Raw genomic sequence first — 25,805 nt, 5'->3', positions numbered from 1 at the left:
ATGGCCGATCATAACAGGAGGGAAAGCCAGGCAGATATCGTGCAAACACGCCATCGCGGCACTATGCGGCATCGCCTTCTGACCACCGGCTCTGCGGTGGCTGCCGCTCTGGTATTGAGTCTGGGATCACCGGCACAGGCCCAGACCGTGGCTGGGGCAGGCGCGGGCCATCCCGGCTTTTCGGTGCAGAATTATCCCTTGCCCAATCGTGTTACATTGTCGCGGCCCACGCCTGCGCCAAGGACGGTGCCCAGTGTTCCTGTTCCTGCGCCGCCGCGCTCCTTGCCTGTTGTGACACCGCGCGCTCCGCTTCCGTCGCGGCGCCCGGCCATGCCGGTGATGGTGCAGGAGAGCCGACCGCACATGCCGTCGATGCGGGTCGAAAATGCACCGCACATGCCGGAGATGCGAGTGGAATATGCACCGCATATGCCGTCAATGCGTGCGGAAAACGCTCCGCAGACGCCGCCAATGCAGGTGCAGGAGGCACCGCATCGTCCGCCGCTGCGCGCCGAGAATATACCGCATATACCCCGTTTGCCCGGACGCGGTGGATCTGAGACCATCGCGATAAACGGCAATGCGGGGATTGATCCGAATGATCTGGAAAACCTGCCCTTTCAGGACGGAGGGCCATTAACTGTCCAGAACCGTCCATTTGCTGTCGGGCAACGCATAGAACTCGCTCAGACGATACAGGCCAATCCGACATTCATCCTCGGCAATGGCGTCTATGATGCGAATGCCTTTGGCTTCAATTTCGGTGCCGGCCCTGTGGCGGTCGTCGACCAGGTCACGCTCACCGGCCCGGAGGCGATTATCAACTGGACGCCACTGGACACCGCGCTGTTCTCGACGACACAGGATGCCATCAATATCCTTCCTGAAGACACTTTTTTGCAATTTGCCGGTCCTACATCGGGATATACGGTGCTCAATCGCATCCTGCCTGCGGTCGATGCCAATGGCGATATCCGCGCGGTCAATTTCGGCGGCACGGTGCAGAGCTTTCTGGGCACGAGCACCGACGCCAACGGGATTTTCAACGGTCCGACAGGCGGTAATATCTGGTTCTACAGCCCCGGCGGCATCATTGCCGGGTCGACATCGACATTTGATGTCGGCAGCCTGTTGCTGACCACCAATGATATCGACACGACGGGCGGTCTGCTTGACGCGGGCAATGTTGTTCGCTTTCGCGGTGCTTCCGACAGTCTGTCGGCGGTGGTAATCGAAAATGGTGCCCAGATCAGTGCGCTCAACCAGGGCAGTTATATTGCCATGGTGGCTCCGCGCGTTCAGCAGGATGGCAATGTCAGCGTTAATGGTTCGGTCGCCTATGTTGCGGCCGAGCAGGTCGACCTCAGTATCAATGAAGGACTGTTCGACATTAATGTCATTGTCGGCACGACCGATGCCAATGGTGTGGTCCATAACGGCACCACCAGCGGGCCGGCACGGCGTCCCAATCTGGTCGGCGGTGTTCCCGATCCGACCACAGATGTCCAGAATATCTACATGGTCGCGGTACCGAAAAACGACGCGCTGACCATTCTGGTATCGGGCAATATCGGCTATTCTCCGGCTGTCAGGGCCGAGGAGCTGAATGGCCAGATCATCCTGTCCGCAGGCAACAGCGTTTTCGGAGAGACCGTTCCCGCCGTTCAGGACAGTAGCAGGACCGCGAATATCACATTTGGCGATACCGTGCTGTCCAACGATCTGACCGCTTTTGCCAATAACGCTATCGACATTACCCGGCGTACCTTTGACAGCACCGCCAGTGTCAGCCTTGATGCTGCAGACCGTATCGATCTGATTGTCGCCAATGCCGATCTTATCGAGGTTGATGGCACATTGACCGCCAGCGCCGGCAGCGGCGGCAGGGGCGGCATTGTGAATATCGATGTGCAGGGCGGCACCGATGCCGGCATTATCCGTATTGGCGAAAGCTTCATCATCGATGCCAATGCTGTCGGGCTGGTTACGCCCAATGGCGGTGCCCCCGGTGAGGATGCGACAGCAGGCAGCGTCGCCTTCTCGGTAACCAATGGCGGCATAGTCGAGGTCAATGATCTGCTTTCGATTGCAGCCGATGCTACCGGAGGCTCGACCCCGGATGCAGCCGGCAGCGCGACCGGTGGATCGATCAGCTTTACGCTCGACGGCGCATCCAGCACCATAGAGACGGGCCGTGCCTTGCTGACCGCGACCGGCAATCGTGCGTTCTCCCAGGTTGTCAGCCCGCTCGAAGGCAATGATTCTTTCGGCGGTAATATCACCATTGATCTGCTCGACGGCAGCCTGTCCACCACCGGTGGTGCGTTCGGCATTGACGGCTTTACGGCCGAGGCCAATGCGGTTGCCAGCTTCGGCACCAACGGCAATCCGCACAATGCAACGGCCGGCACGGTTGCCATGCGGGTCATAGGCGGCACCCATAATTTTATCGGCGTCCTGGACCTGTCTACCTTTGCGCAGTCGCAAGAAGGTGGTTTGGCGACATTCGGGCGGAGCAGCCTGGAAGTGCGCAACGTTACCCTGGGTATTGGTAACAATCTGTCACTGGATAACGGCACTTTCGGTGATGGTGCCAATGGCTTTGCGCTGAACAGCGACTTGCTGGTCGCCGATGGTGCTGTGCTGAATGTCAATGGCAGCATCAATATGAGCGCTAACGGTGCGTTCGAGAATTCCCGCGATACCACTGTTATTGGTGGCAATGTGCAGCTCCTTGCCGATAACGGCACTGTCACCACCGGTTCGATCGATTTCGACAGTAGGGCCAATGGCACGAGCTTTTCGATTAACTCATCTGCCAATGCTACTGCAGGGAACATCACGCTTCGGTCTGTCAATGGCGGGTCGATTACGTCGACCGGGTTCAACTCGATTAACGCCGATGCAGCCAGCGGCGATGGCTTTGACGGCACTATAGGCACAGGCGGCAACATCCTCATCGAGGCCGATAACGGCGCGATCACCTTTAGCCGCAGCCTCTTCCTCAGCGGTAACGGAACCGGCGGATCACGTTTCGACTCCAGTGGTGAACTGAGCCAGGGTGTGGGCGGTGACGTGACAATACGTGTTAATGGTGCCAATGGCGCGATGACATTTGAGGATCTGTTTGCCAGCAGCGATGGTCAGGTATTCTTCGATGTCGAGGGCGGCGGTTCGCCCAATGCGGGCGACGGCGGTACCGGCACTGGTGGCAACATAACCTTCGACCTGCTGGGCGGTACCTTCAACGCCGACTTTATCAGCGTCGGCGCAGACGGTTTTGGCGGTGAAGGTGGCGGCATCTTCAATGGCACGGAAACCGGGGATGGCGGCACAGGCCGCGGCGGCAATGCCATATTCAACCTCAATGGTGCCACTGTGGTCATCGATACACTGACTGTTACCGCCGATGGCAATGGCGGTTCGGGTGGCTTTGGCAATGCGGCCGATGGTGATGACCCCGGCAATGGCGGGCAGGGCATTGGCGGCACGGCGACTTTCAACGCGCTGTCGGGCACGCTCACAGTCGGTACGCTCAACGTCTTTGCGCGTGGCAACCGTTCCGGTGGTTTTGGTGGTGGCTCGCTTAACGGACCGGCTGCCCGGGGCGGTGACGGACAGGGCGGTCTGGCTCAGTTCATCAATAACGGATCGGCCACGGTGAACGCCGGCACCATAGTTGTGTCCAGCGAGGGCTTTGGCGGCCGCGGTGGCCGCAGCGACCCGGGTTTCAACGGTGGTGATGGCGGCAACGGTACCGGTGGCACGGCGATATTCCGCGATGATGCCGGCATTGTAACCTTCGACGAATTGAGCGTTCTCGCCAATGGCAATGGTGGTGAAGGCACCAATGAAGGTAGTTTTGGCATCCCCGGTGCAGCCGGCGGCAATGGCGGTGATGGCATAGGCGGCACCGCGTCGTTGCTGCTCAATCAGGATATCCTGCCGACACCCGCTCCGACTGGCACGATTCTGGTCAGCGCCGATGCGACCGGCGGTGCCGGCGGCGATGGCCTGGATGGCGGTAATGGCGGCGATGCCACTGCCGGCACGGCAGAAATAGTCGTTACCGCTGCTGACGTTACACTCGATAATCCGACAGTCAGTGCCAATGCTTTTGGCGGCTTTGGTGGCACTTCGAGTGATGTTGGCAGCGGCGGCAATGGCGGTAATGCCACCGCCGGTACTGCAGCTTTGATTGCTGATGCCGGGGCAGTCGTGTCTTTCGAGGCGCTGACCATGCAAGCCAATGGCATAGGCGGAACCGGCGTTGAAGGTGCCGACAATTTCGGCTCGACACCCAATGGCGATGATGGCGGCGATGGTGGTGATGGCGGCGATGGCATAGGCGGTACCGTTTTGCTGCGGGCCCAGGAAGGCGGCGCGATCATGGTGCTCAATGATGCGCTGGCCGATTTTTCTGCACTTGGTCTGGGCGGCGATGGCGGTGCAGGCGGTGCAGCCAACGACTTTGCCACCAGCGGGACCGGTGGCGATGGCGGCAATGGCGGCCTTGCCGTGGGTGGAACGGTAGAGCTTGTTGCGGCCGGTGGCCGTCTCACCTTCAGCGATGTCACCGTAAGTGTGGCGGGCGATGCCGGAGACGGCTTTATTGGCGGCCTTGAAGCCGGATATGGCACGCGCGGACGCGACGGTCTGGGGGGTGTCGGCAGCGGCGGCACGGTGCGTGTTGTCCAGACCGAGGATGGCAGCGGAAATGCCGGTGGCATCAGCTTCGGCAATACCCAGTTCACCGCAAATGGCTTTTCGGGCCAGACCATCGACCCGGGTGTCAGCCCGCCGAGCATCACCAGCCCCAATGGTTTTGGCGGTCGTGTCGAGATCAACAGCTTTGCCGATGACAGCAATGGCGGCATCGTCTTCGATAGCCTGAGCGTTGAGGCGCTGGAGCAGTTGCAGGACGATATTTTCGTGGGCGGCTTTTTCGTCAACAGCACCACAGGCCAGGTCACGGTTTCGGGCGATGCGATGGTCAATGTCGGCGGTGATGTCGGGTTCGCCATGACCGGCGGCGGCAACTTCACCATTGGCGGTGATCTTACCATCATTGCCGGTGGATCGGTTGCGGCAGAGCATAGCAACCGGCCGAACAATGCTTCCGCATTCACCACCACCGCTTTCAATGGCGGTTCCGGCAACACGGTCTTTGCCGAGAATATCTTCATCCTTGCCGAGGGCAATGTCACCAGCGCCGGCGGGACGCTGATCAACGGTGGCACCGGGGTAATCGATATCCGTTCCGAGGGCTTTATCGATGTCGCCAATCTGCTGGCCGAACAGTTCATTACGCTTTCCGCCGCGCAATCGGTGACCGTGGGAGATGCGGTGGTGACCGGCGACGCCTTTGATGGCGGCAATGGTCAGGCCGATGGTGCCGGCATATTCATCGAGTCCGGTGCGGTTGTGGATCCTGTAACTGGCGGCAGGGCATTTATCGATTTCGATACGATAATCACCGGCAGGGTTTCTGCAGCGGCCTTTATCGAAGTTGACGCGGGCGGTTCTGTGATCGCCCGGTCTGGCGCTGCTATCAGCTCGGACAATCGTGTTCAGTTCCGCAGTGGCAATGATATCATTGTCGAAGACGGAGCAACCATTGCCAGCGCGCTCGATCCGATCCCCGACTTTGGCTATGGCGGTGGCGGCGCTACCGATGGCCCGGCCAACCTGATCCTGTCCGCCGGTGCGCTGGACGTTCTTGGTCAAACACCACCGGGCATATCGAGCATATTGATCGAGGGCAGCCTTGATGCCAGCGGCGCAGCGGTGATCATGAGCGGTGATGCGATCCAGGCGCTGAACGGCGTGATCACATCATCGTCCCTCGTTGCCGATGTCACCAGTGCCCCGGCCACCGGCGATCCGCGCAGCAATGATGAAGGCGCACTGGTCTCCGATTGTCTTGAAGGCAATATCTGCCTCGCCAGCATCGTCGCCGATGATACGGTGGAGATCGGCCAGAATGGCACCCCAATCGATTTCCGTCTTACCGATGGCAATATCGATGCGCTGAATGTGGCGGTGACGACGCGCAGCGAAATCGTGCTGGGCACCATGGGTGAAACCACACAGGTGATTGGCGCAGACTTCCTGGCTCTGGAAACGCAGGAGGGTGATGTAACCCTGCTCGGTGATGCCCAGCTTTCCAGTGACCAGATTACCATATTGGCGGAACAGGGCAGCCTGATCGGCACCGGTTCGCTAACCAGCGGCAACGATATCGGCATCACCGTCGCAGACAGTATCACTGCAGCGGCGATTCTCGCGGGCGGCCAGCTGACCACGGTGGCAGAAGTGGGTGGCGAACTGGAAGATGTCTATGTTCTGCCCGGCACCTTTGATGTCGGTGAATTCGGCGTCGGTGCCGGTAACATCGCCGTCGATGCCGGCGATATTCTGATCGGCAATGCTGATCCGTCGGGTAATGACATACTGCTCAACGCTGCCGGTTTTGCCTTTCTGGGCAGCAACAGCAGCGCCAATATCATTGATATCAGCGCCAGCGATATCGATATCGGCGATATCTTTGCCGATGACAGCATAAACCTGTCTGCCAATGGCACCATTACCGGGTCTTCGGCATCGGCAGGCTTCTCAATGTCTGCTGCGGCAACGGATATCGACTTCGGTACATTTGATGGCAGCGTTACCGATCTTTCCGCCGATATCATCATTGTGAATGAAGTGTTCGGTTTTGACGAAGTGTTCATCAATTCGGGCAGCCTCAGTGCCGACACTATCGAAGGCAGCAATGTAAGCATCGATACCGGCGACATGTCGGCATTTCAGGTGACCGGCGACACGATCGACATTATCGCTGCCGACTTCGTCAATATCGACTTCATCGATTCCAGCGATACGCTCAGCATCGATGCCGGTCTGATCGGTTTTCAGCAGGCCGATGTCGTCGGCACTGCCACATTGACGTCATTCCTCGACATCGACGGCAGTGTCTTCAACGCAGGTGAAGCCGAAGTGACCGCCGATGGAACCATCACCATTGATGATGTCAGTGTGGCCAATAGCGGTAATTTTGTCGGCGATGGCGGGGTAATTTTCGATACCGCCGATATTGGTGGCGGTCTGCTGATGCAGGCAGATAATGGTGGTGTCGAGGTAACCACTGATCTCAGCGTCGGCGGCGATGCCACGCTTGACGGCCAGGCGATACTCGTCAATGCGCTGGGCAATCTTGTTATCACCAGCGCAAATGCCAGCAACGGCAATATCGACATCACCTCAGCCGGTGATCTCGGCCTGCTCGACGCATCATCGGCGGGGGATATCACCCTTGTTGCCGATGGCTCGGTGACTGCCGGTTCAATGGTTTCCGGCACCGCGCCAGGCAATCCGAACAGTGGCGGCATTTCGGCCTTGTCCACGCTGGTCACACCGTTCCAGACAGTGGTTATCGGTTCGCCGGGTGTCGGCGATATCAGCATTACCGGCGGCGATGTCAGCTTTGTCAATGATGTCGAGGCCGGCAACCAGCTGATTGTCACCGCAGGCAGCACCATCAGCGTTGATGCGCTGGCTTCGGGGGCTGAGATATTCTTCACCTCCAGCGATATCGCCATCGGCACCAGCGGTCAGGTCGGTCGCTCCGATGTCACCAGCCTGATCGAGTTCAATAACACCAATGATGCCGAGATGCTCATCGGTGGTACCGGTGGCACCGGCTATGTTATCGACAATGACGAGTTCAGCCGGGTTTTCTCCGGCGGAGATATCCGCTTTGTCTCGCCCGCGCTTTCGCGTCCTGATGGCGACATGATCATTCGTGATCTGTCGATCACCGTGGGCCAGGGAACCGGCGATCCGCAGGATGGCAATATCGGATCCGGTGGCTCGGTCTTCTTTGAGGCGGGTGACCTGATGATCGTCAACGGGCTGGTCAGCGCCGCCAACGCCAATGCCAATAACGGTCTGATCTTCGATGTCAGTGGCCAGTTCCGTCTCGATGCGGAGACCGGCACGATCCAGCTGCTCGATCCCAATGGCGGCTTTACCGGCTCCATCGGGGTCACCGCGTCGCAGATTTTCGCCGTCACCGACGCCGCCTTTGCCGATATCAGCGGGAGTAGCGCCGCCGCTATCGATACACGGCTCGCCAATAATGACGGTGTCGACAATGCCGATGGCTTCTTCCGCACCGGGGCGCTGTCGTTCGAGGCCGGGTCGCTGCTGGCGATCCAGAACAGCGCCGCGGGCACGGAGTTCGATGACCGCCGGGGCTTCACCGCGAACAGCCTGACCATCGATATCGATCCGCAGGGCAATGGCATCATTGTCATCAACGGGGTGTTGATCGATGCCAGTGGCGGTGTCGTTACCGGCATCGATGTCATCGCTGCCGCCACCATCACGGCGGGCGGCGGCACCCCGATCTTCGACACTGATTCGACGATCAATGGCTGTGTGATTGCCGATCCGGCAAGCTGTGCAACGTCGACGCCGACCCCGACACCCACACCCACGCCGACACCAACCCCGACGCCTACACCGGCACCGACTCCAACGCCGGCGCCTACGCCCACTCCGACTCCTACCCCGACCCCGACACCCACACCGCCAACCAGCGATGACTCGGCACCGCAGATTGTGCAGCGTGATGTTATTGAAGAAGAGGTCGATGATCAGGAAGAGGAAAATCGTCAGGAGGCGATTGCCGGCTTTGGTGTCGAGATCGACCTGATTGAGTTGCGCAATTCGGAGGAAATCGGCTTTGAACCGGTGATTGACGAGCCGGTGACCGGCTCGGGCAATGATGATCTGTGGACGCCACCGACCGAGGATGATGAAGAATAAACAGGAGGAATGACGGCAACTGGTCGGGTAAATCTGGCCGGTTGCCGCCATTTGTGCCGAGTTGATGCTTGACCTTGGCCGCGGCTTGCAACACAGCAGCATCCATGTCTGATGTTACATTATCTCCTACGCCCGTCGGCGCGCCGCTGAACCTGTATAACAGCCTGACCCGGACGCTGGAGCCTTATGACCCGGTGCATCCCGGCGAGGCGCGGGTCTATTCATGCGGGCCGACAGTCTATAATTATCCGCATATCGGCAATATGCGCGCCTATGTCTTTGCTGACACGCTGGGGCGGGTGCTGAGCTACAAGGGCTATAAACTCACCCATGTCATCAACATCACCGATGTCGGTCACCTTACCGATGATGCCGATGATGGCGAGGACAAGATGGAGAAGATGGCGGCAGAGAAGGCGCAATCGATCTGGGATATCGCCCGCCATTATACCGAGGCCTATTGGGATGACGTGAAGGCGCTGAATATCCGCCAGCCTGCGCATTGGTCGATTGCCACCGACTATGTCGACCAGATGATCGACTTTGCCAAGGGGATCGCCCCCAAACATTGTTATGAGCTTGACAGTGGCCTTTATTTCGATGTCTCGACCGTGGCCGGTTATGGTAGCCTGGCGCGTGCGGCGACCGAGGAAGGTGAGGGCCGTATCGAAAAGGTCGAAGGCAAGCGCAATTCCCAGGATTTCGCCATATGGCGCAAGACGCCGCCGGGCGAGAAGCGCCAGATGGAATGGGATTCGCCCTGGGGCAAGGGTGCGCCGGGCTGGCATCTCGAATGCTCGGTCATGTCCGAGGCGCTGCTCGGTTTTCCCTTCGATATCCATACCGGTGGCATCGACCATCGCGAGATCCATCACCCCAATGAGATTGCGCAGAACCAGGCCTTTGGCTGCTGCGACCACAGCGGCGCGCGCATATGGATGCACAATAATTTCCTGATCGACCGCACCGGTAAAATGTCGAAATCATCGGGTGAATTTCTGCGAGTGCCACTGCTCGTCGAAAAGGGTTTCCATCCGCTGGCGTACCGGCTGATGTGCCTGCAGGCGCATTACCGGTCCGAGCTGGAATTTGGCTGGGATAATCTGCTGGCGGCGCTGACCCGGCTCAAGCGGATGGTGATGGCGGCCGAAAGGCTGGCCGATGCGGTGCCGGCGGACAGGATGGATCATCCGAAATTCGCCGCGATACTCGAGCGGTTCGATGCTGCCATTTCCGACGACCTCAACACCGCGATCGCCCTGACCGCATTGGAGGAGGCGCTGGCGGTCAAGAAGGTCGATGCCGGAATCAAGCGTGCGGTCATAGAGCATATCGATGCGGTGCTCGGGCTCGACCTGTTCGGGTTTGGCCGCGCCGATCTGCGCATCCGGCCCAAGCATGCGGTCATCACCGAAAGCGAGATCGAGGATGCGCTGGCGCGGCGCAAGGCAGCGCGCGCAGAAAAGGATTTTCCTACCTCTGATGCCATTCGCGACGAGCTGACGGCCAGAGGTGTCGAGGTCATGGACGGCGATCCGCTGGGCTGGGACTGGATTTTGTCCGTCTGACATTGTCATCCGTCTAAAAGCTGGCATGTCAGACAGATCGCGCTTGCCTCGCGGCGCGGCTTTTCTCTACTCTGGCGGCCAGCGACGATTCACGAGAGGGAGATTATGCGCGGCAAGATTCTTGGCGTTGATCGTGTCACCGGAAAAGGCCAGATTTCCGGTGATGACGGCCAGAGATACCAGTTCGGCAAGGAAGACTGGAGTGCGCAGGCGCCACCGGCGATAGGCGCGCTCGTCGATTTCGAAGTCAACGGCAAGGATGCACTCAGCGTGTTTCGTGTCGATAATGGTGCTGTTACCCCGGCCACGGCACACAGCGAAAAGAGCAAGATTGTCGCGGCACTGCTGGCCTTTTTCCTCGGCCCTTTTGGCGTCCACAAATTCTATCTCGGCTATAATGGTGCAGGCATTGCCATGCTGTCGGCGACGCTGATCGGTTTTGTGCTGAGCATCATCATCATTGGCATCTTCGTGGTGATGGGGGTCAGCCTCGTCGCCTTTATCGAGTTCATCATCTACCTCGTAACCAGCGATGAGGATTTTCAGGAAAAATATGTCCGCAACAGCCGTCCCTGGTTCTGAGGCGGCATAGGGTTATGGCAAAAGCGGTCATATCGGCGTTGATACGCCCTTTGCTCGAAGGCAAACTGCCCGCCGGGATAGAGCCGCTGTGGTTCATGACGCCCGAAGAGGCGAAAGCCGAAATTGCCGATGCGGATATTGGCTGGGTCGATATGAACGATCCGCGGGCGATGAAGGATGTGCTGCTCGCGGGTGAGCGGCTTAAATGGGTATCGACCATCTATGCCGGGCTCGATCATTTTCCGGTAGAGGCACTGGCTGCCCGCGGCACCATGGTGACCAATGGTGTCGGCATCAACACCATTGCGGTTGCTGAATATGCGGTGATGGGCATGCTCAGCCTTGCCAAGGGCTATCCCGATGTGGTGCGCGCCGCTGATCGGCGCGAATGGCTGACCGCTTCGCCCGGCACCGTCGAACTCCATGACAGCAAAGCGCTGATTGTCGGCTATGGCGCCATTGGTCGGGCGATTGGCGAAAGGCTGCGCGGCTTCGGTGTAGAGGTCACCGGCGTCGCCCGCACCGCACGGCCCGAACAGGGCATATGGGGCGCCGGTGACTGGCAGAATCGCATCGGTGAATTTGACTGGATCATCCTCGCCACGCCGTCGACATCCGAGACCACCGCCTTGCTCGGAAGCGATGCAATTGCGGCGATGAAGCCCGAGGCCTTTCTGGTCAATATTGCGCGCGGTGACTGTGTCGATCAACCTGCGCTGATCGCGGCGCTCGAAGCGCGGCGGATCGCTGGCGCCTTTCTCGATGTCACGACGCCCGAACCTTTGCCCGAAGACCATCCCTTATGGTCGCTGCCCAATGTCCAGCTATCGATGCATCTGTCGGGCCGGGCGCAGCAGAAGATGTTCCCGCGTTCGGCGGCGCTGTTTCTGCGCAATGCCGCGGCCTATGTCGCCGGTGAACCGCTGGAAAACCGGGTCGACCTGACGCTGGGTTATTGATCTGGCCGCCTGCTGTGACTGGGCGCTGGCAGGTGCCTGAAATCATTGCCATTGCCGGGTGACATTCCACCGATAATTGCTTATGCAGTAACGAGAATATCCGGGGGACAGCGACTCACCATAATGCTGTCGATCATACGGGTCGTCCGCAAGACGCATTATGTCCGCTGAGAGAGGGAGGCCTAGTAATCATGACCAAAGCATCTGACCTGTTCGTCCAGTGTCTGGAAGAAGAAGGCGTTGAATATATTTTCGGCGTTCCGGGCGAGGAAAATCTCGACATGCTCGACAGCCTGTCGCGCTCCGACAAGATCAAGCTGATCCTGACGCGTCATGAACAGGGTGCGGGCTTTATGGCCGCCACCTATGGCCGCCATACCGGCAAGACCGGCGTGTGCATGGCAACGCTTGGCCCCGGCGCTACCAATCTGGTCACTGCCGCCGCCTATGCCCAGCTTGGCGGTATGCCTATCCTGATGGTCACCGGGCAGAAGCCGATCAAGCATTCGAAACAGGGCCGGTTCCAGATTCTCGATGTCGTCGACATGATGGGGCCGATCACGAAATTCACCCATCAGCTGGCCGGTGCGGATAATATTCCCAGCCGGGTGCGCGAGGCGATCCGGCTGGCCGAAGAAGAAAAACCGGGCGCCACGCATATCGAATTTCCCGAGGATGTCGCGGCGGAGGAGACCGAGTCGACGCCGATTCCGCCCAGCCTGACCCGCCGCCCGGTTGCCGAAGCCAAGTCGGTGCGCGCTGCGGTGAAGAAACTGGAAAGCGCCAAGGCACCGATACTGGTGCTGGGCGGCGGTGCCAACCGTACCATCACCGGGCGAATGCTGACCCAGTTTATCGAAAAGACGGGCATTCCTTTTGTCACCACCCAGCTTGGCAAGGGTGTTGTCGATGAACGGCGTGACGAGTTTATGGGCTGTGCCGCGCTGTCGGCGGGTGATTTTGTCCATCGCGCCATTCAGGCGGCAGACCTGATCGTCAATGTCGGTCATGACGTAATCGAGAAACCGCCCTTCTTCATGGAAGCCGGTGGTGCCGAGGTTATTCATGTGTCGATGAATTCCGCCGAGGTTGATCCGGTCTATTTCCCGCAGATCGAGGTCATCGGCGATATCGGCAACGCCATCTGGCAGATGAAGGAAGATATCATCGTCTCGTCCGACTGGAATTTCGATGCGATGTACAAGGCGCGGGCCGCCGAGAAGGTGCATACCGATAGCCTCGATGATGATCAGCGCTTCCCGATCTTCCCGCCGCATCTGGTCAAGGTCATCCGCGATGCCATGCCCGGCGACGGCATCATCGCGCTCGACAATGGCGTCTACAAAATCTGGTTTGCCCGTAACTACAATGCGCACAAGGCGAACACGGTTTTGCTCGACAATGCGCTGGCGACCATGGGGGCGGGGCTGCCCTCGGCGATGATGTCGGCGATGCTCTATCCCGAGCGCAAGGTGATGGCCATCTGTGGCGATGGCGGCTTCATGATGAACAGCCAGGAAATGGAGACGGCGGTGCGGCTCGGACTCAATGTCACCGTGCTGATTCTCAACGACTCCAGCTATGGCATGATCCGCTGGAAACAGGCCAATATGGGCTTCGAGGACTGGGGCCTGACCTATGACAATCCCGATTTCGTCAAATATGCCGAAAGCTATGGCGCCAATGGCTATCGCATCGAAAGTGCCGAGCATCTCAAACAGACCATCGACCATTGTCTGGCGACCGATGGCGTGCATCTGATCGACTGCCCGGTGGATTACAGCGAGAATGACGAGATATTGAACATCAAGATCAAGGAACTGAGCAAGCAGGTGTGAGTGCAAAACCGTTCGCCCTGAGCTTGTCGAAGGGCCGTTATTGGTAATCAAGGCAGGGCTTGGACAGGCTCAGCCCGAACGGACTGGAAATCATGACCAAACTCAAAGACATTTACCCGCTCTATCTCAATAACGAGGCAGCGCAGCCCAATACCGACCTGAAGGTCACCGACAAATATAGCGGTGAGGTTGCCTTCCGCACCGCCCTGGCGACCCCCGATGTGATCGATCAGGGCATTGCCGGTGCTGTCGCCGCAGTCGAGCCGATGGCGCGGATGGCAAGCTATGAGCGACAGGATGTGCTCAATCACTGTGTCAACCGCTTCAAGGAACGCTTCGACGAGCTGGCCTATGCGCTGTGCGTCGAAGCGGGCAAGCCGATCAAGGACAGCGAAGGCGAGGTCACACGACTGATTGACACCTTCCGCATTGCGGCAGAGGAATCGGTGCGGATGACCGGTGAGGTCCAGCCGCTCGATATCTCGCCACGTGCACGCGGGTACCAGGGTATCTGGAAACGGGTGCCGATCGGCCCGTGCAGCTTTATTTCGCCGTTCAACTTCCCGCTCAACCTGGCGGCGCACAAGATCGCCCCGGCAATTGCTGTGGGCTGTCCGTTTGTGATGAAACCGGCATCGAAAACACCGCTCGGCGCAATCATCATGGGCGAGGTGCTGGCGGAAACCAATCTCCCCAAAGGGGCCTTTTCAATCCTGCCCGCCAGCCGCGATGGTGCCGATCTGTTTACCGAGGATGAGCGTCTGAAGCTGCTTTCCTTTACCGGCTCGCCCGGTGTTGGCTGGGACCTCAAGGCCAAATCGGGCAAGAAAAAGGTGGTGCTGGAACTGGGTGGTAATGCCGCCGTGATCATCGACGCGGATGCCGATCTCGATGATGCGCTTGAACGGGTGATCTTCGGTGCGTTCTACCAGTCCGGGCAGAGCTGTATCGGGGTACAGCGGATCATCATCCACGAAAAAATCTATGACCGTTTCCGCGACATGCTGGTGGCAAAAACCGCGACGCTCATCGCCGGTGATCCCAAGGATCGTAATACCTTTGTCGGACCGATGATCAGCGAGAAGGAAGCGATGCGGCTCGATGGCTGGATTCAGGATGCGATTGCCAAGGGCGCGACGCTGCTCACCGGGGGCAGGCGCGACGGTGCGATGCTCGAGGCAACATTGCTGGAGAATGTTCCGCGCGATTGCGACGCAGTGCGCGAGGAGGCCTTCGGCCCGCTGGCAATATTGTCGAAATTCAGTGATTTCGGCGCGGCGCTCGACGAGGTCAATGACAGCAAGTTCGGCTTGCAGGCGGGTATCTTCACCCGCGATCTGTTCAAGACGCTCGATGCTTGGGATACGCTCGATGTCGGCGGTGTCGTGGTCAATGACGTGCCGAGCTATCGTGTCGACAATATGCCCTATGGCGGCGTCAAGGATTCCGGGCTGGGGCGTGAGGGGATCATCTTTGCCATGGAGGATATGACAGAAATTCGCAATTTGGTGATCCGGCGCACATAAGGCCATGGCAAGACGGGATAAATAATCAGCATTCTCCCTTGCAAGCGGGGGAAGAAACAGGTTTAATACAAGAACATAAGATGGGGTCGCATCGTTGGACTTGAGGGGCCGGTGGCCAAGCCGCCGAGCAGGTAATAACGATGCAGGATGGAGAGAAAGAGCGTGGCCACGCCGCGCACCGTGACGCTGTTTCCGCTGCTGCGGTCGCGTCTCAAAGCCGCATCGGCTATGTTCCCGCCTTGCTGCTCGCAGCCGCAATGGCGATCTTTGCCCTCATTACCATTTTCATCATAGGCCTGGCGGCGCCCGAACCGGTGCAGGCGCAGGCCGCGAGCGAGGCAATACGCGGCAAGCATATGGGCGTTGCCACCTGCGCCGGCTCGACCTGCCATGGCCGCAATGAGGCTGATGGCGAGATTGTGCGCCAGGATGAACTGATGCGCTGGCAGGAGGAATCGACCCCTGGCGGCGCGCATAGCCGGGCTTTCCGGGTATTGGGCGAGGCACGCAGCCTGGCCATTGGCAAGAAGCTCGGCATTGGCGATCCGCGCTCGGCGCAAATGTGCCTCGGCTGCCACGCGACTCCGGCACATGCCACCGGGCCGCGCTTTCAGCTTGACGATGGCGTTGGCTGCGAGGCCTGTCATGGCGCCTCTTCGGGCTGGCTCTCGAGCCATTATGCCGTGGGTGCCGACCATGGCGACAATGTCGGTCGCGGGTTGATCCCGCTCGATAACCCCAAGGCTCGTGCCAGCGTTTGCCTCGACTGCCATTTCGGCAGCACCAACAAGGGTCAGTTTGTCGACCACCGCATCATGGCCGCCGGCCATCCGCGTATCTCGTTCGAGCTCGACCTGTTCTCGACATTGCAACAGCATCATGATGTCGACGGCGATTATGTCCAGCGCAAGGGCAGACCATCCTCGGTCCGCTTCTGGGCTGTTGGACAGGCAATGGCGCTCGAACGGTCGCTCAACCTGTTCGCCCGACCCGGAATTGCCATGGAGGGCCTGTTCCCGGAATTCTATTTCTATGACTGCCATAGCTGCCATCGCCGCATCTATGACGACCCCGATGCGCGCCCGGCATTTCTCGATAATCCGGGACGGCCAATCCCGACCGGCATGCCGCCCTATAATGACGAGAATATGATCATGCTGGCGGCTGCAGTGCGTGTCGTCGCGCCCGATCTGGCAAAGGATTATGATGCGCGCACCCGTGCTTTTCACGCCGCCATGGGGCAGGGGCGTCAGGCGGCGGTGACCGAAGGCCGCAAGCTGCAGCAATTTGCCCGCCGGCTTGCCGATCGTTTCGCCCGCAGCACATTTACCCGGGCCCAGACCTTTGCGATCATGGAGACCATTGCCAGCGAGGCAATATCGCCGCGCTTCACCGATTATGAGGGGGCGGTGCAATCGGTGATGGCGGTCGATACACTGCTCTCCGGACTGGTCAATGATGGCGCGGTGTCGGCGCGTGCCGCCAATGCGCTGCGTATCCAGATCAACGAGGCCTATGCCGCTGTCGCCGAGCCCAATGCATTCCGGCCGACATCGTTCCGGCGCGCGCTTGGCCGTTCAGTCCAGACTATCAGGACGCTCAAATAATGACCCAGAGCAAGGCATATTGGCGCTTGCGGCTGCGGCGTGCCACCGGCATGGCGCTGTCATCGGCGCTGGTGCTGGCGAGCGTTTCCGCCTGTGGTGGTGATGGCGGCGGTGGCGGCAATCCGCCGCCGATACAGGGACCAAATCCGGCTCCTGCGCCTGCTCCAGCACCCGCGCCGCCACCGGGTGGTCTTTTTGCGCCACCGCCGCTGGTGGCGCTTACGGTCACTGATGTGCAGCAGATTATCGCCCAAGCGGTGGGTGAAGCGCAGTCGCGCAACCTGCCGGCCGACATTGCCGTGGTTGATCGTGTCGGTAATGTGCTCGCGGTGTTTCGGATGAATGGTGCCCCGGCTGAAACCCGGCTGAGCACGGTGACCGGTGATAGTGGCAATAGCGGCGATACCGGACTGCAGGGCGCGATGGTGCCCAATGCCGCCGCCGCTATCGCCAAGGCAATCACCGGTGCCTATCTGTCGAGCGGCGGCAATGCCTTTACCTCACGCACGGCCAGCCAGATCGTGCAGCAGCATTTCCCGCCGGCGCCGACCACGCCGGGGCTTGAAAGCGGGCCGCTTTTCGGGGTGCAGTTCAGCCAGCTGCCCTGTTCCGACCTGTCGCAGCGTTTCGCCCCCGGTGGCGGGGTCAGTGCCTTTATCGGCCCCAAACGCTCACCGCTGGGTCTGGCTGCTGATCCAGGTGGGCTACCACTCTATAAAAATGGCGTTCTGGTCGGTGGAGTCGGCATCATGGGCGATGGCGATTATGGCTTTGACACCAATATTCTCGACCGTGACAAGGATGACGAAGAAGCGATCGCCATTGCCGCGAGTCAGGGCTTTGCCGCGCCCGGCGCGATCCGTGCAAACCGGATTACGGTGGACGGTACATCGTTGCGCTTCAGCGATGCCGATACCGGCGATATCGGCGCGTTGCAGAACAACTTTCCCGCAATCAACGGCAGTGCCGGTAATCTGATCACCGTCACCGGCTATACCAATGGCATCATTGTCGCGGGCACTGCCTATGGCAGCGAAGCCTCGGGCATCCGCGCCGCACGGGCCAATGAATTTACCAACCCCGATGCCTTTGTCCTGACCGATGGCGCCGGGAATAACCGCTTTCCGATCCGTGGCGGCACTGACGGCGCTGTGGTCAACCAGCCGCTGACCAGTGCTGAAGTGCGCGCCATACTCGAAGAGGCGTTCACCGTGCTCAGCCGGGCACGGGCACAGATCCGCCGGCCGCTCGACAGCCGGATGCAGGCGACGATTTCACTGGTCGATACCAATGGCCAGATACTCGGCATTGTTCGCTCGCCCGATGGCCCGATTTTCGGCACCGATGTGTCGCTGCAAAAGGCCCGGACCGCAGCGTTTTTCTCCAGTACTCGCGCCGCTGACCAGCTGTTGGCCACACCAGCGGTTCCGGGTGTCGCTGATGTCCCTTCCTATGTCGCAGCGGTGCGCAATTTCCTTGGCGACCAGACGGCGCTGACCGGCACCTTCGCCTTTGCCGACCGTTCGGGTGGTAATTTGTCGCGGCCTTATTTTCCCGACGGTGAGGTCGGTCGTCCGCCCGGACCGCTTTCGGTTCCGATCGGGGATTTCAGCCCCTTTGCCACGGGATTGCAGACTGATCTGGTGACGCCCAATGTTGGCGCGCATGTCGAATTCATTCGCAGCAATGGCGCATCTGCCGATACGCCGCAGCGCTGTACCCAGCTTCCGGCCTATTCGGCTGGCCGCAACCGTTTGCAGAACGGTATCCAGATTTTCCCGGGTTCAGTACCGATTTATCGCGGCAATCAGCTTATCGGCGGCATTGGCGTTTCGGGCGATGGTATCGACCAGGACGATATGGTCAGCTTTCTGGGTTTGCATAATGCCGGTGTGCGGCTGAATGGTGCGCTGGGCAACGCCCCCAAGGATATCCGCGCCGACCGCATTGTCGTCGATCTCGGCAATGCACAGGTGCGGCTGCGCTATGTCAATTGCCCGTTCGCGCCGTTTCTCGACACCGCCGCGCAGAATGTCTGCGAGGGTTTGTAGAGGTGACGGTAGCAACCAGCCTTTTGCCTTTCATGGCGATCCTCGCGGTACATGGTACCGCCGAGCCTGCGCCTGACGATATCTCGTGGCAGCCCGAACCGGCACCGGCGGAGGAGCCGGTTCCGACCGAATCTGGCACCGAGGTCGAAGAACAACCCGGACCCGATGCCGAGGATGCGTTGATCGATGGCCGCCGTCGCCCCGGTGTCGAAAAGGAACTGCCCGATCCGGTCATCCAGAACAATCCGGGCGCGGTGCGCGCGCCCCCGCCCGAGGCTTTCCCGACCGATGACTTCCCGGTGCCTGATCGTTGGCGGCTGATCCAGTCGCTTGGTGTGGTCAAGGAAAACTGGTTCGATCCCTATAACCAGAACACCTATAAGGGTGATCGACCGATCTGTATTCCCACCGAGGAAGAACAGGCGCGGCGCAAGGCGGAGGGGCTGCCCCGTTGCGCGACGCCGAAATTCCTTGGTCTCAAGAGCGAGGGCGAGTGGTTCTTCGTCGTCAACGCGATTTCCGATACCATTATCGAGCCGCGCAGCTTCCCGATTCCGGTCGGAGTGCAGACCACAGAACGGCCCGACAGTCTCGACGTATTCGGTCGCGCCGACTCTTTGGTATTGGCGCAGACTTTCATTACCGGCTTTGCCCTGATCAAGGGTTCGACCGCCTATAAGCCGCCCGATGTCGAATACCGCGTGACACTGGCGACCCAGATCAACCATGTCGATGTGCCAGAGCGGCGCGTGCTTTTCGTCGAGCCGAGCCGGGAAAGCCAGCGCACCGACTTTTTTGTCGGGGTACAAGAAGCCTTTATCGACTATCACTTCCGCAACACATCGGACCGTTATGATTTCGATTCCGGTCGTATCGGCATCCAGCCGATGCAGGCCGATTTTCGCGGCTTTCTGTTTCAGGATAACCAGCTCGGCGTGCGGCTGTTCGGCACTCGCGACAATAATCGTGTCCAGTATAATCTCGGTGCTTTCATGCGGCTGGAGAAGGACACCAATTCGGGCCTTAACGATATCGGCGCGACGCCGCGCAGCGATTTCGTCTTTTTCGGCAATCTCTACCGTCAGGATTTTCCCTTTGTCGGCCTGACCAGTCAGGTCTCTGTGACCTATAATATGAACCGCGAGGCCGGTGACATCGAGATTGACGATAATGGTTTCCCTGTGCGCCCGGCGCTGCTCGGCGATTTGCGCGGGCGCGATTATGATGTGGTCTATCTCGGCTATGCCGTTGATGGTCGCATCGGGAGGATGAACCTGACCGGTCAGCTTTACGGTGCCTTTGGCGAGGACCGGAACAGCATCTTCACCAGCCGTCCGGCCGATATCGCAGCCTGGTTTGCCGCGGCAGAGTTGAGCTATGATGTTGACTTCATGCGCTTCCGTCTGTCGGGCCTGTTCGCCAGCGGTGATAGTGACCCGGACAATGACACTGAGGCGGGTTTCGATGCGATTTTCGAGAACCCGATTTTTGCCGGCGCCGATACCAGCTACTGGATCCGCCAGACCATACCCTTTGCCGGTGGCGGTCGTGCGGTCAGCATCAACGGCCGCAACGGCATATTGAATTCGCTGCGCTCGTCCAAGGAACAGGGCCAGTCCAATTTCAACAATCCGGGCACCATATTGCTCGGCGCAGGCGCGGATTTCGATCTGACTCCCGAGATACGGGTCTCGGCCAATGCCAACCATTTGTGGTTTGACAATACCGCGACGCTGCAGGCGCTGCGCAATGAAGGTTCGATCCCCAATGCGATTGGCTGGGACCTCTCGATCGCCGGTATCTGGCGGCCCAAAGCGACGCAGAATATCGTTTTCCGTCTGTCGGGCGCGCTGTTCGATCCTTCAGACGGTTTTTCCGACCTGTTCACCCAGGCGGGTGACAGTGACATTTTCTATTCGGTGCTGTTCAATGCGATTTTGGCGTTCTGATCGAGCGGGGCAGGCCCCCGCATTTCTGGCCCGTATGGCGGCGGTGCTGACGCTTGGTCTGGCATTGTCGCTTGGTACGCCCGATACCGGCTTTGCCGCCAAGAAGGAAAAGCCGCAAAAGGTAAAATACCGTTTCACCCCGCCGGCGCCACAGAATCAGAGTTGGGCCGAAGCTGATGCCAAGAGCACCGGCTGTCAGAGCTGCCACACCGCCAGCGACCACAAGACCATGCACGCCTCGCCGGCGGTTGTGCTGGGTTGCACCGATTGCCATGGCGGCGATGCCAGCGTCACCGGTAATAATGACTGGGGCTGGAATGATGCGCGCTATCTGGAAGCGCTGAAAAAGGCGCATGTGCTGCCGAAATATCCCGAAGCCTGGCACTGGCCGTCCAGCGCTAACCCGAAACGCTCCTATGCGCTGATCGCCAAAGAGTCGCCCGAATTTGTCCGTTTCGTCAATCCGTCCGACTATCGTGTGGTACGTGAAGCGTGTGGCGCCTGTCATATCGAGATTATCGAGGCATCGGAACGCTCGCTGATGTCCACCGGCGCGATGCTGTGGGGCGGGGCAGCCTATAATAACGGCATTGTCCCGTTTAAAAACTATATTTTCGGCGAGGCCTATACCCGTGGCGGCAAGCCGGCGAGCATCAAATCGGCCATGCCCGAAGAGGGCCAGCCCTTCGGCACCGTCAGCGCGGCGCAAAAGGCGCGCGGCGCACTGCCGATCATGTATCCGCTGCCGACCTGGCATGTCATCCCACCGGGTGACATCTTCCGCGTGTTCGAGCGTGGCGGGCGCAACGTGAACAGCCAGTTCCCCGAAATCGGTCTGCCCAATATCGGTGGCATTATCCAGCGGCTCGAAGAGCCGGGACGGCCTGACCTCAAACAGTCCAATCGCGGCCCCGCCACTGGCCTGCGTGTCGCTATCCCGGTGCTCAACATCCACAAGACCCGGCTCAACGATCCGTTTCTGTGGCAGATGGGCACCAATGACCAGCCGGGCGATTATCGCAGCTCGGGCTGCGCCGCCTGTCATGTCGTCTACGCCAATGACCGCGAGCCGCGCCACAGCCTGACCTATGCCAAATATGGCCGTGACGGCCAGACTGACACCGCCGATCCGACCATTGCCTATCTTACTGAGGGCCAGAAGCGCTTTGGCAGCTATGGCACCTATGATGCGGCCAAGGCCGGTCATGGCGGCGGCCATGGTGAAAAAGGCCATGGCGGTGATGGGCATGATGGCATTGGCGGACCGGGGGAGAGGGAGCGTGGCCATCCGATCAAGCATGAGTTTACTCGTGCCATCCCGACAGCACAGTGCATGAACTGCCATATGCACCAGCCGAATATCTTCCTGAACAGCTATCTCGGCTATACCATGTGGGATTATGAATCCGACGCGCCGAAAATGTGGCCGGGTCCGGAAAATACGACATCGCGGCCCGAAGGCCTGTCGGATGAAGATTATCAGCGCATCTACAAGAGTCAGAAATTCCCCACTGCCGCCGAGGTCCGCGCGGTTCTCGACCGCAATCCCGAGGGTGCATCGCCCAAAGGGCTATGGGCTGATATCGATTTCCTGCGTAATGTCTATGATCTCAACGAGGAATTGAACGACACGCAATTTGCCGATTATCACGGTCATGGCTGGAATTTCCGTGCCATTTTGAAGCGCGACCGGGCGGGCAATCTGCTTGATTCGGAAGGCAAGATTGTTGCCGATGATGATCCGGAGAAATTCCGCAGGGCGGGTGAGGACAAGTTCGTCAAACCCGGCAGCAATCCGGGCAAATCGGTGCATATGATGGACATCCATGCCGAGGTCGGCATGCAATGCGCCGATTGCCATTTCGCGCAGGACAGCCATGGCAATGGCCTGATCTATGGCGAGGTCGCCAATGCGGTCGAGATTGGCTGCAAGGACTGCCACGGCACGGCGGATGCCTATCCGACGCTCAAGACTTCTAATCTTGCGGCGCGACTACAGGGCACCAATCTGGCGTTGCTGCGCAATCCCGATGGCAGGCGCCGCTTCGAATGGATGGAAGACGTGGATGGCCGCCGCTATCTGATCCAGCGTTCGATCATCGACCCGGAGCTGAGCTGGCGTGTCAGCCTGACCAGGGACAGTGTTACGCGGAGTCACCCCGATTTCAACGCCAGATCGGCCCGCGCCAAGCTGGTCGCCAAATCGGCTTCGGATACCGGCGAATATCGCTTCGGCACCGGCGTTTTACCGTCCGAGCGGGCACATGATGATGGTAATATGGCGTGCTTTACCTGCCATCTGAGCTGGACCACCAGCTGTGGCGGCTGTCACCTGCCGATCGAGGCGAACTGGAAGACCAAGAAGCATAAATATGAGGATGTCGAGACGCGCAACTATGCCACCTATAATCCGCAGGTGGCGCGCGACCAGATGTTCCAGCTTGGCCGTCATCAGACCACCAAGGCGGGAACCGAGGTCGACGAAAATGGCAAGCCCATCGGCATTATCGCACCGATCCGTTCGACTTCGGCGCTGATCCTGTCCTCTACCAATATCAACCGCGAACGCATCTATGTGCAGCAGCCGCCAATCTCGGCATCGGGCTATTCGTCACAGGCCTTTGCGCCGCATTTCCCGCATACAGTGCGCAAGACCGAGACCAAAATGTGCTCCGACTGCCATTTGAGCGCGGCCAATGACAATAATGCGATCATGGCGCAGCTGCTCTTGCTCGGCACCAATTTTGTCAACTTTGTCGGACTGCATGCCTTTGTCGGCATGGAGGACGGTTTTGAGGCGGTGCGCGTCACCGAGTGGGACGAACCGCAGGCGGTGATCGGTTCCTATCTGCAGCGTTATGCCTATCCCGATTACTGGCGGATGCATGTCGAGGATAATGGCCGTGAGCTGAAAAACTGGGTGCGTGGCGAGACCTTTGATGGTGATCTGTCGGGCGAGACCAAGGCGCTCGAGGAATTTGCCAATGTGGTGCAGGATACGTCGGGCGCGGTACGCTGTCTGCAGCATCGCGGCGAATATATGTTCGTCGCCGAAGGCAAGGGCGGCTTCCGCGCCTATGATATCGCCTCGGTCGGCAATAAGGGTTTTTCCGAGCGGATTGTCCGCGCACCCTTCTCTTCGCTGGGGCATGACACCCATGTAAAGACGAAGAATGCCAGCTGTATGGCGCTGGCGACCACCCAGCCGATTGCACCGCACCGCAATGAAGACATGGCAGCGACCAACCTCACTGACGCTGATGGCAATGTCATTATCGAGGAAGATGGTACCCCGCGCACCATGCTCGAGGAAAATCAGGAGCAGGCTTTCCACCCGATCTACAGCTATGCGGTGATCACCGACAGCGTGGAAGGGCTGGTGCTGGTCAATATCAACACATTGGCCGATGGCGAGTTTCGCAACAATTTCTTCAAGCGGACCATATTCGCCAACGGTGCCAAGGCGTGGAATCCGGGCGGTGTTCTTAATGGCGCGCGGCATATCACATTGGCAGGCCACATCGCCTATATCACCACCGCTTCGGGGCTGGTGGTTCTCGATCTCGACGATCCGGCCGATCCTCAGGTCACGGCGCAGCTTCCACTCAGCGACGCCAGGGCCAGTGCGGTGCAGTTCCGCTATCTCTGGGTCACCGACAGCGAGGGTGTGAAGCTGTTCGACATCACCCGGCTGCGTCAGCCGGTGGCGGTGCCGCAGGCGACGGTCCCGCTGGATGATGCGCAGAAACTCTATCTCGCACGGACCTATGCCTATGTTGCGGCGAAGCGGGACGGATTGGTGATCCTCGACATCACCAATCCGGAAGCTCCGCGTGAATATATGCGGTTCAATGCTGGCGGGACGCTCAACGATGCCGAAGATGTCATTGTCGGTTCAACCAATGCGACGCTGTTCGCCTATGTTGCGGATGGTCGCAATGGCCTGAAGGTAATCCAACTGACCTCACCGGCAAGCCAGCCGAAATTCTATGGTTTCTCGCCCGCGCCCAAGCCTGAACTGATTGCCTTTGCCCGTACTGCCGCGCCAGCGCTGGCTCTGTCCAAGGGCCTCGACCGTGATCGGGGTGTCGATGAAACCGGCGGCCAGATTGCGATATTCGGTCGCCTGGGTTCGCGGCCCTTTACCCGCAAGGAAATGGAGCGGCTGTTCCTCAACAGCAGCGGCGTGCCCTATAAGGTCAAGGATGAGCCTGATCTGTCGGACTGGTTCGGACCGCAAATCGCCCGCCGCTCCACCCTGCCGCCCCCGCCGCGCCGATAACGACGGCGCAGGCGCATTATCAGCTGTCTTCCAGTGTAAGCGCTTCGATTTCGAGCAACAGCGTCGGTTCACCCTCATGGCGTTCGACCCGATGCGTGACATGGATGTCGATGACCACATGGCGGTTCAGCGCAAATTCGTGACTCTCCAGCCGCTCTGCCAGATCATGTCCTGCGGCGACACTCTCGGTGCCGGTAAAAGTCAGTGCCAGACGGTGACGCATGCCTGTAAAGGTGGCGCTGGCCCAGTCATAGCCTTCATGGAAGCGCAGCTGTGCCTGACCCCGGGTCATGGCGATCAGTTCGTGCACCAGCGCGTTTGCAGGATCGTTGCAGCTATGTCGGTTGGCCGCCTTGGTTTCAACCGGCATCGGTATGGCCTGCTTCCGCAGCATATTTGTTCATGAAATGTTCTATTTTATCCCGCATGGCTTTTCTCGGCTCACGCCCATTGCGCATATCATCGACGAGGCGCGGATCATGTGCTGCCAGTCGACCGAATTTGGTTCGCGGCATGTCATGCTTTCTGAGGAATTTCTCGACTTCACGCAAAATCATGATGCACCCTTTCTCACTGATTCGTTCTGGTGCATAGGAAAATGACGATGACAATCC

Annotated in this window: 12 protein-coding genes; 10 read left to right on the top strand and 2 right to left on the bottom strand. The window is 59.4% G+C overall.

Annotated elements, in window-relative coordinates:
* The 10 genes from AAFX04_10315 (at window position 1) to AAFX04_10270 (ending at window position 25,191) form a co-directional block, all read left to right on the top strand.
* Entirely contained in the window at window positions 1-8,829 is an 8,829-nt protein-coding gene (locus AAFX04_10315; protein MEO1045822.1) for a hypothetical protein, read from the top strand.
* Between the two features lie 104 nt (window positions 8,830-8,933).
* Window positions 8,934-10,397 (top strand): cysteine--tRNA ligase, encoded by a 1,464-nt coding sequence (gene cysS / locus AAFX04_10310; protein MEO1045821.1) that lies wholly within the window; start codon window positions 8,934-8,936, stop codon window positions 10,395-10,397.
* 105 nt (window positions 10,398-10,502) lie between these two features.
* Window positions 10,503-10,979: a TM2 domain-containing protein gene (locus AAFX04_10305; protein ID MEO1045820.1), complete on the top strand. Its 477-nt coding sequence runs from the start codon at window positions 10,503-10,505 to the stop codon at window positions 10,977-10,979.
* Window positions 10,980-10,993: 14 nt separating this feature from the next.
* Entirely contained in the window at window positions 10,994-11,938 is a 945-nt protein-coding gene (locus AAFX04_10300) for a D-2-hydroxyacid dehydrogenase (GenBank protein MEO1045819.1), read from the top strand.
* A gap of 191 nt (window positions 11,939-12,129) precedes the next feature.
* Window positions 12,130-13,776, top strand: a complete 1,647-nt coding sequence (locus tag AAFX04_10295; GenBank protein MEO1045818.1) for an acetolactate synthase large subunit — start codon at window positions 12,130-12,132, stop codon at window positions 13,774-13,776.
* A 92-nt stretch (window positions 13,777-13,868) separates the two neighbouring features.
* Complete coding sequence (locus AAFX04_10290) at window positions 13,869-15,302, top strand: aldehyde dehydrogenase family protein (protein ID MEO1045817.1); 1,434 nt, start codon at window positions 13,869-13,871, stop codon at window positions 15,300-15,302.
* A gap of 140 nt (window positions 15,303-15,442) precedes the next feature.
* Window positions 15,443-16,909, top strand: coding sequence for a multiheme c-type cytochrome (locus tag AAFX04_10285; protein ID MEO1045816.1), 1,467 nt, complete (start codon window positions 15,443-15,445; stop codon window positions 16,907-16,909).
* Window positions 16,909-18,960, top strand: a complete 2,052-nt coding sequence (locus tag AAFX04_10280) for a heme-binding protein (GenBank protein ID MEO1045815.1) — start codon at window positions 16,909-16,911, stop codon at window positions 18,958-18,960. Before AAFX04_10285 ends, AAFX04_10280 begins: the two co-directional genes overlap by 1 nt.
* 32 nt (window positions 18,961-18,992) lie before the next feature.
* A complete protein-coding gene (locus AAFX04_10275) occupies window positions 18,993-20,909 on the top strand; it encodes a hypothetical protein (GenBank protein MEO1045814.1) in 1,917 nt (638 codons plus the stop codon).
* A 34-nt stretch (window positions 20,910-20,943) separates the two neighbouring features.
* Complete coding sequence (locus AAFX04_10270) at window positions 20,944-25,191, top strand: hypothetical protein (GenBank protein ID MEO1045813.1); 4,248 nt, start codon at window positions 20,944-20,946, stop codon at window positions 25,189-25,191.
* Window positions 25,192-25,210: 19 nt separating this feature from the next.
* Here AAFX04_10270 and AAFX04_10265 read toward each other — a convergent pair whose 3' ends face one another.
* Together AAFX04_10265 and AAFX04_10260 are read right to left on the bottom strand one after the other, a co-directional pair.
* Window positions 25,211-25,561, bottom strand: a complete 351-nt coding sequence (locus AAFX04_10265) for a hypothetical protein (GenBank protein MEO1045812.1) — start codon at window positions 25,559-25,561, stop codon at window positions 25,211-25,213.
* Entirely contained in the window at window positions 25,551-25,748 is a 198-nt protein-coding gene (locus AAFX04_10260) for a hypothetical protein (GenBank protein MEO1045811.1), read from the bottom strand. Before AAFX04_10260 ends, AAFX04_10265 begins: the two co-directional genes overlap by 11 nt.
* Window positions 25,749-25,805 lie beyond the last annotated feature (57 nt).

This window comes from Pseudomonadota bacterium, from assembly GCA_039818985.1.
Taxonomy (GTDB): Bacteria; Pseudomonadota; Alphaproteobacteria; order Sphingomonadales; family Sphingomonadaceae; genus Alterisphingorhabdus.
This window is presented reverse-complemented; position numbering and strand designations above follow the sequence as displayed.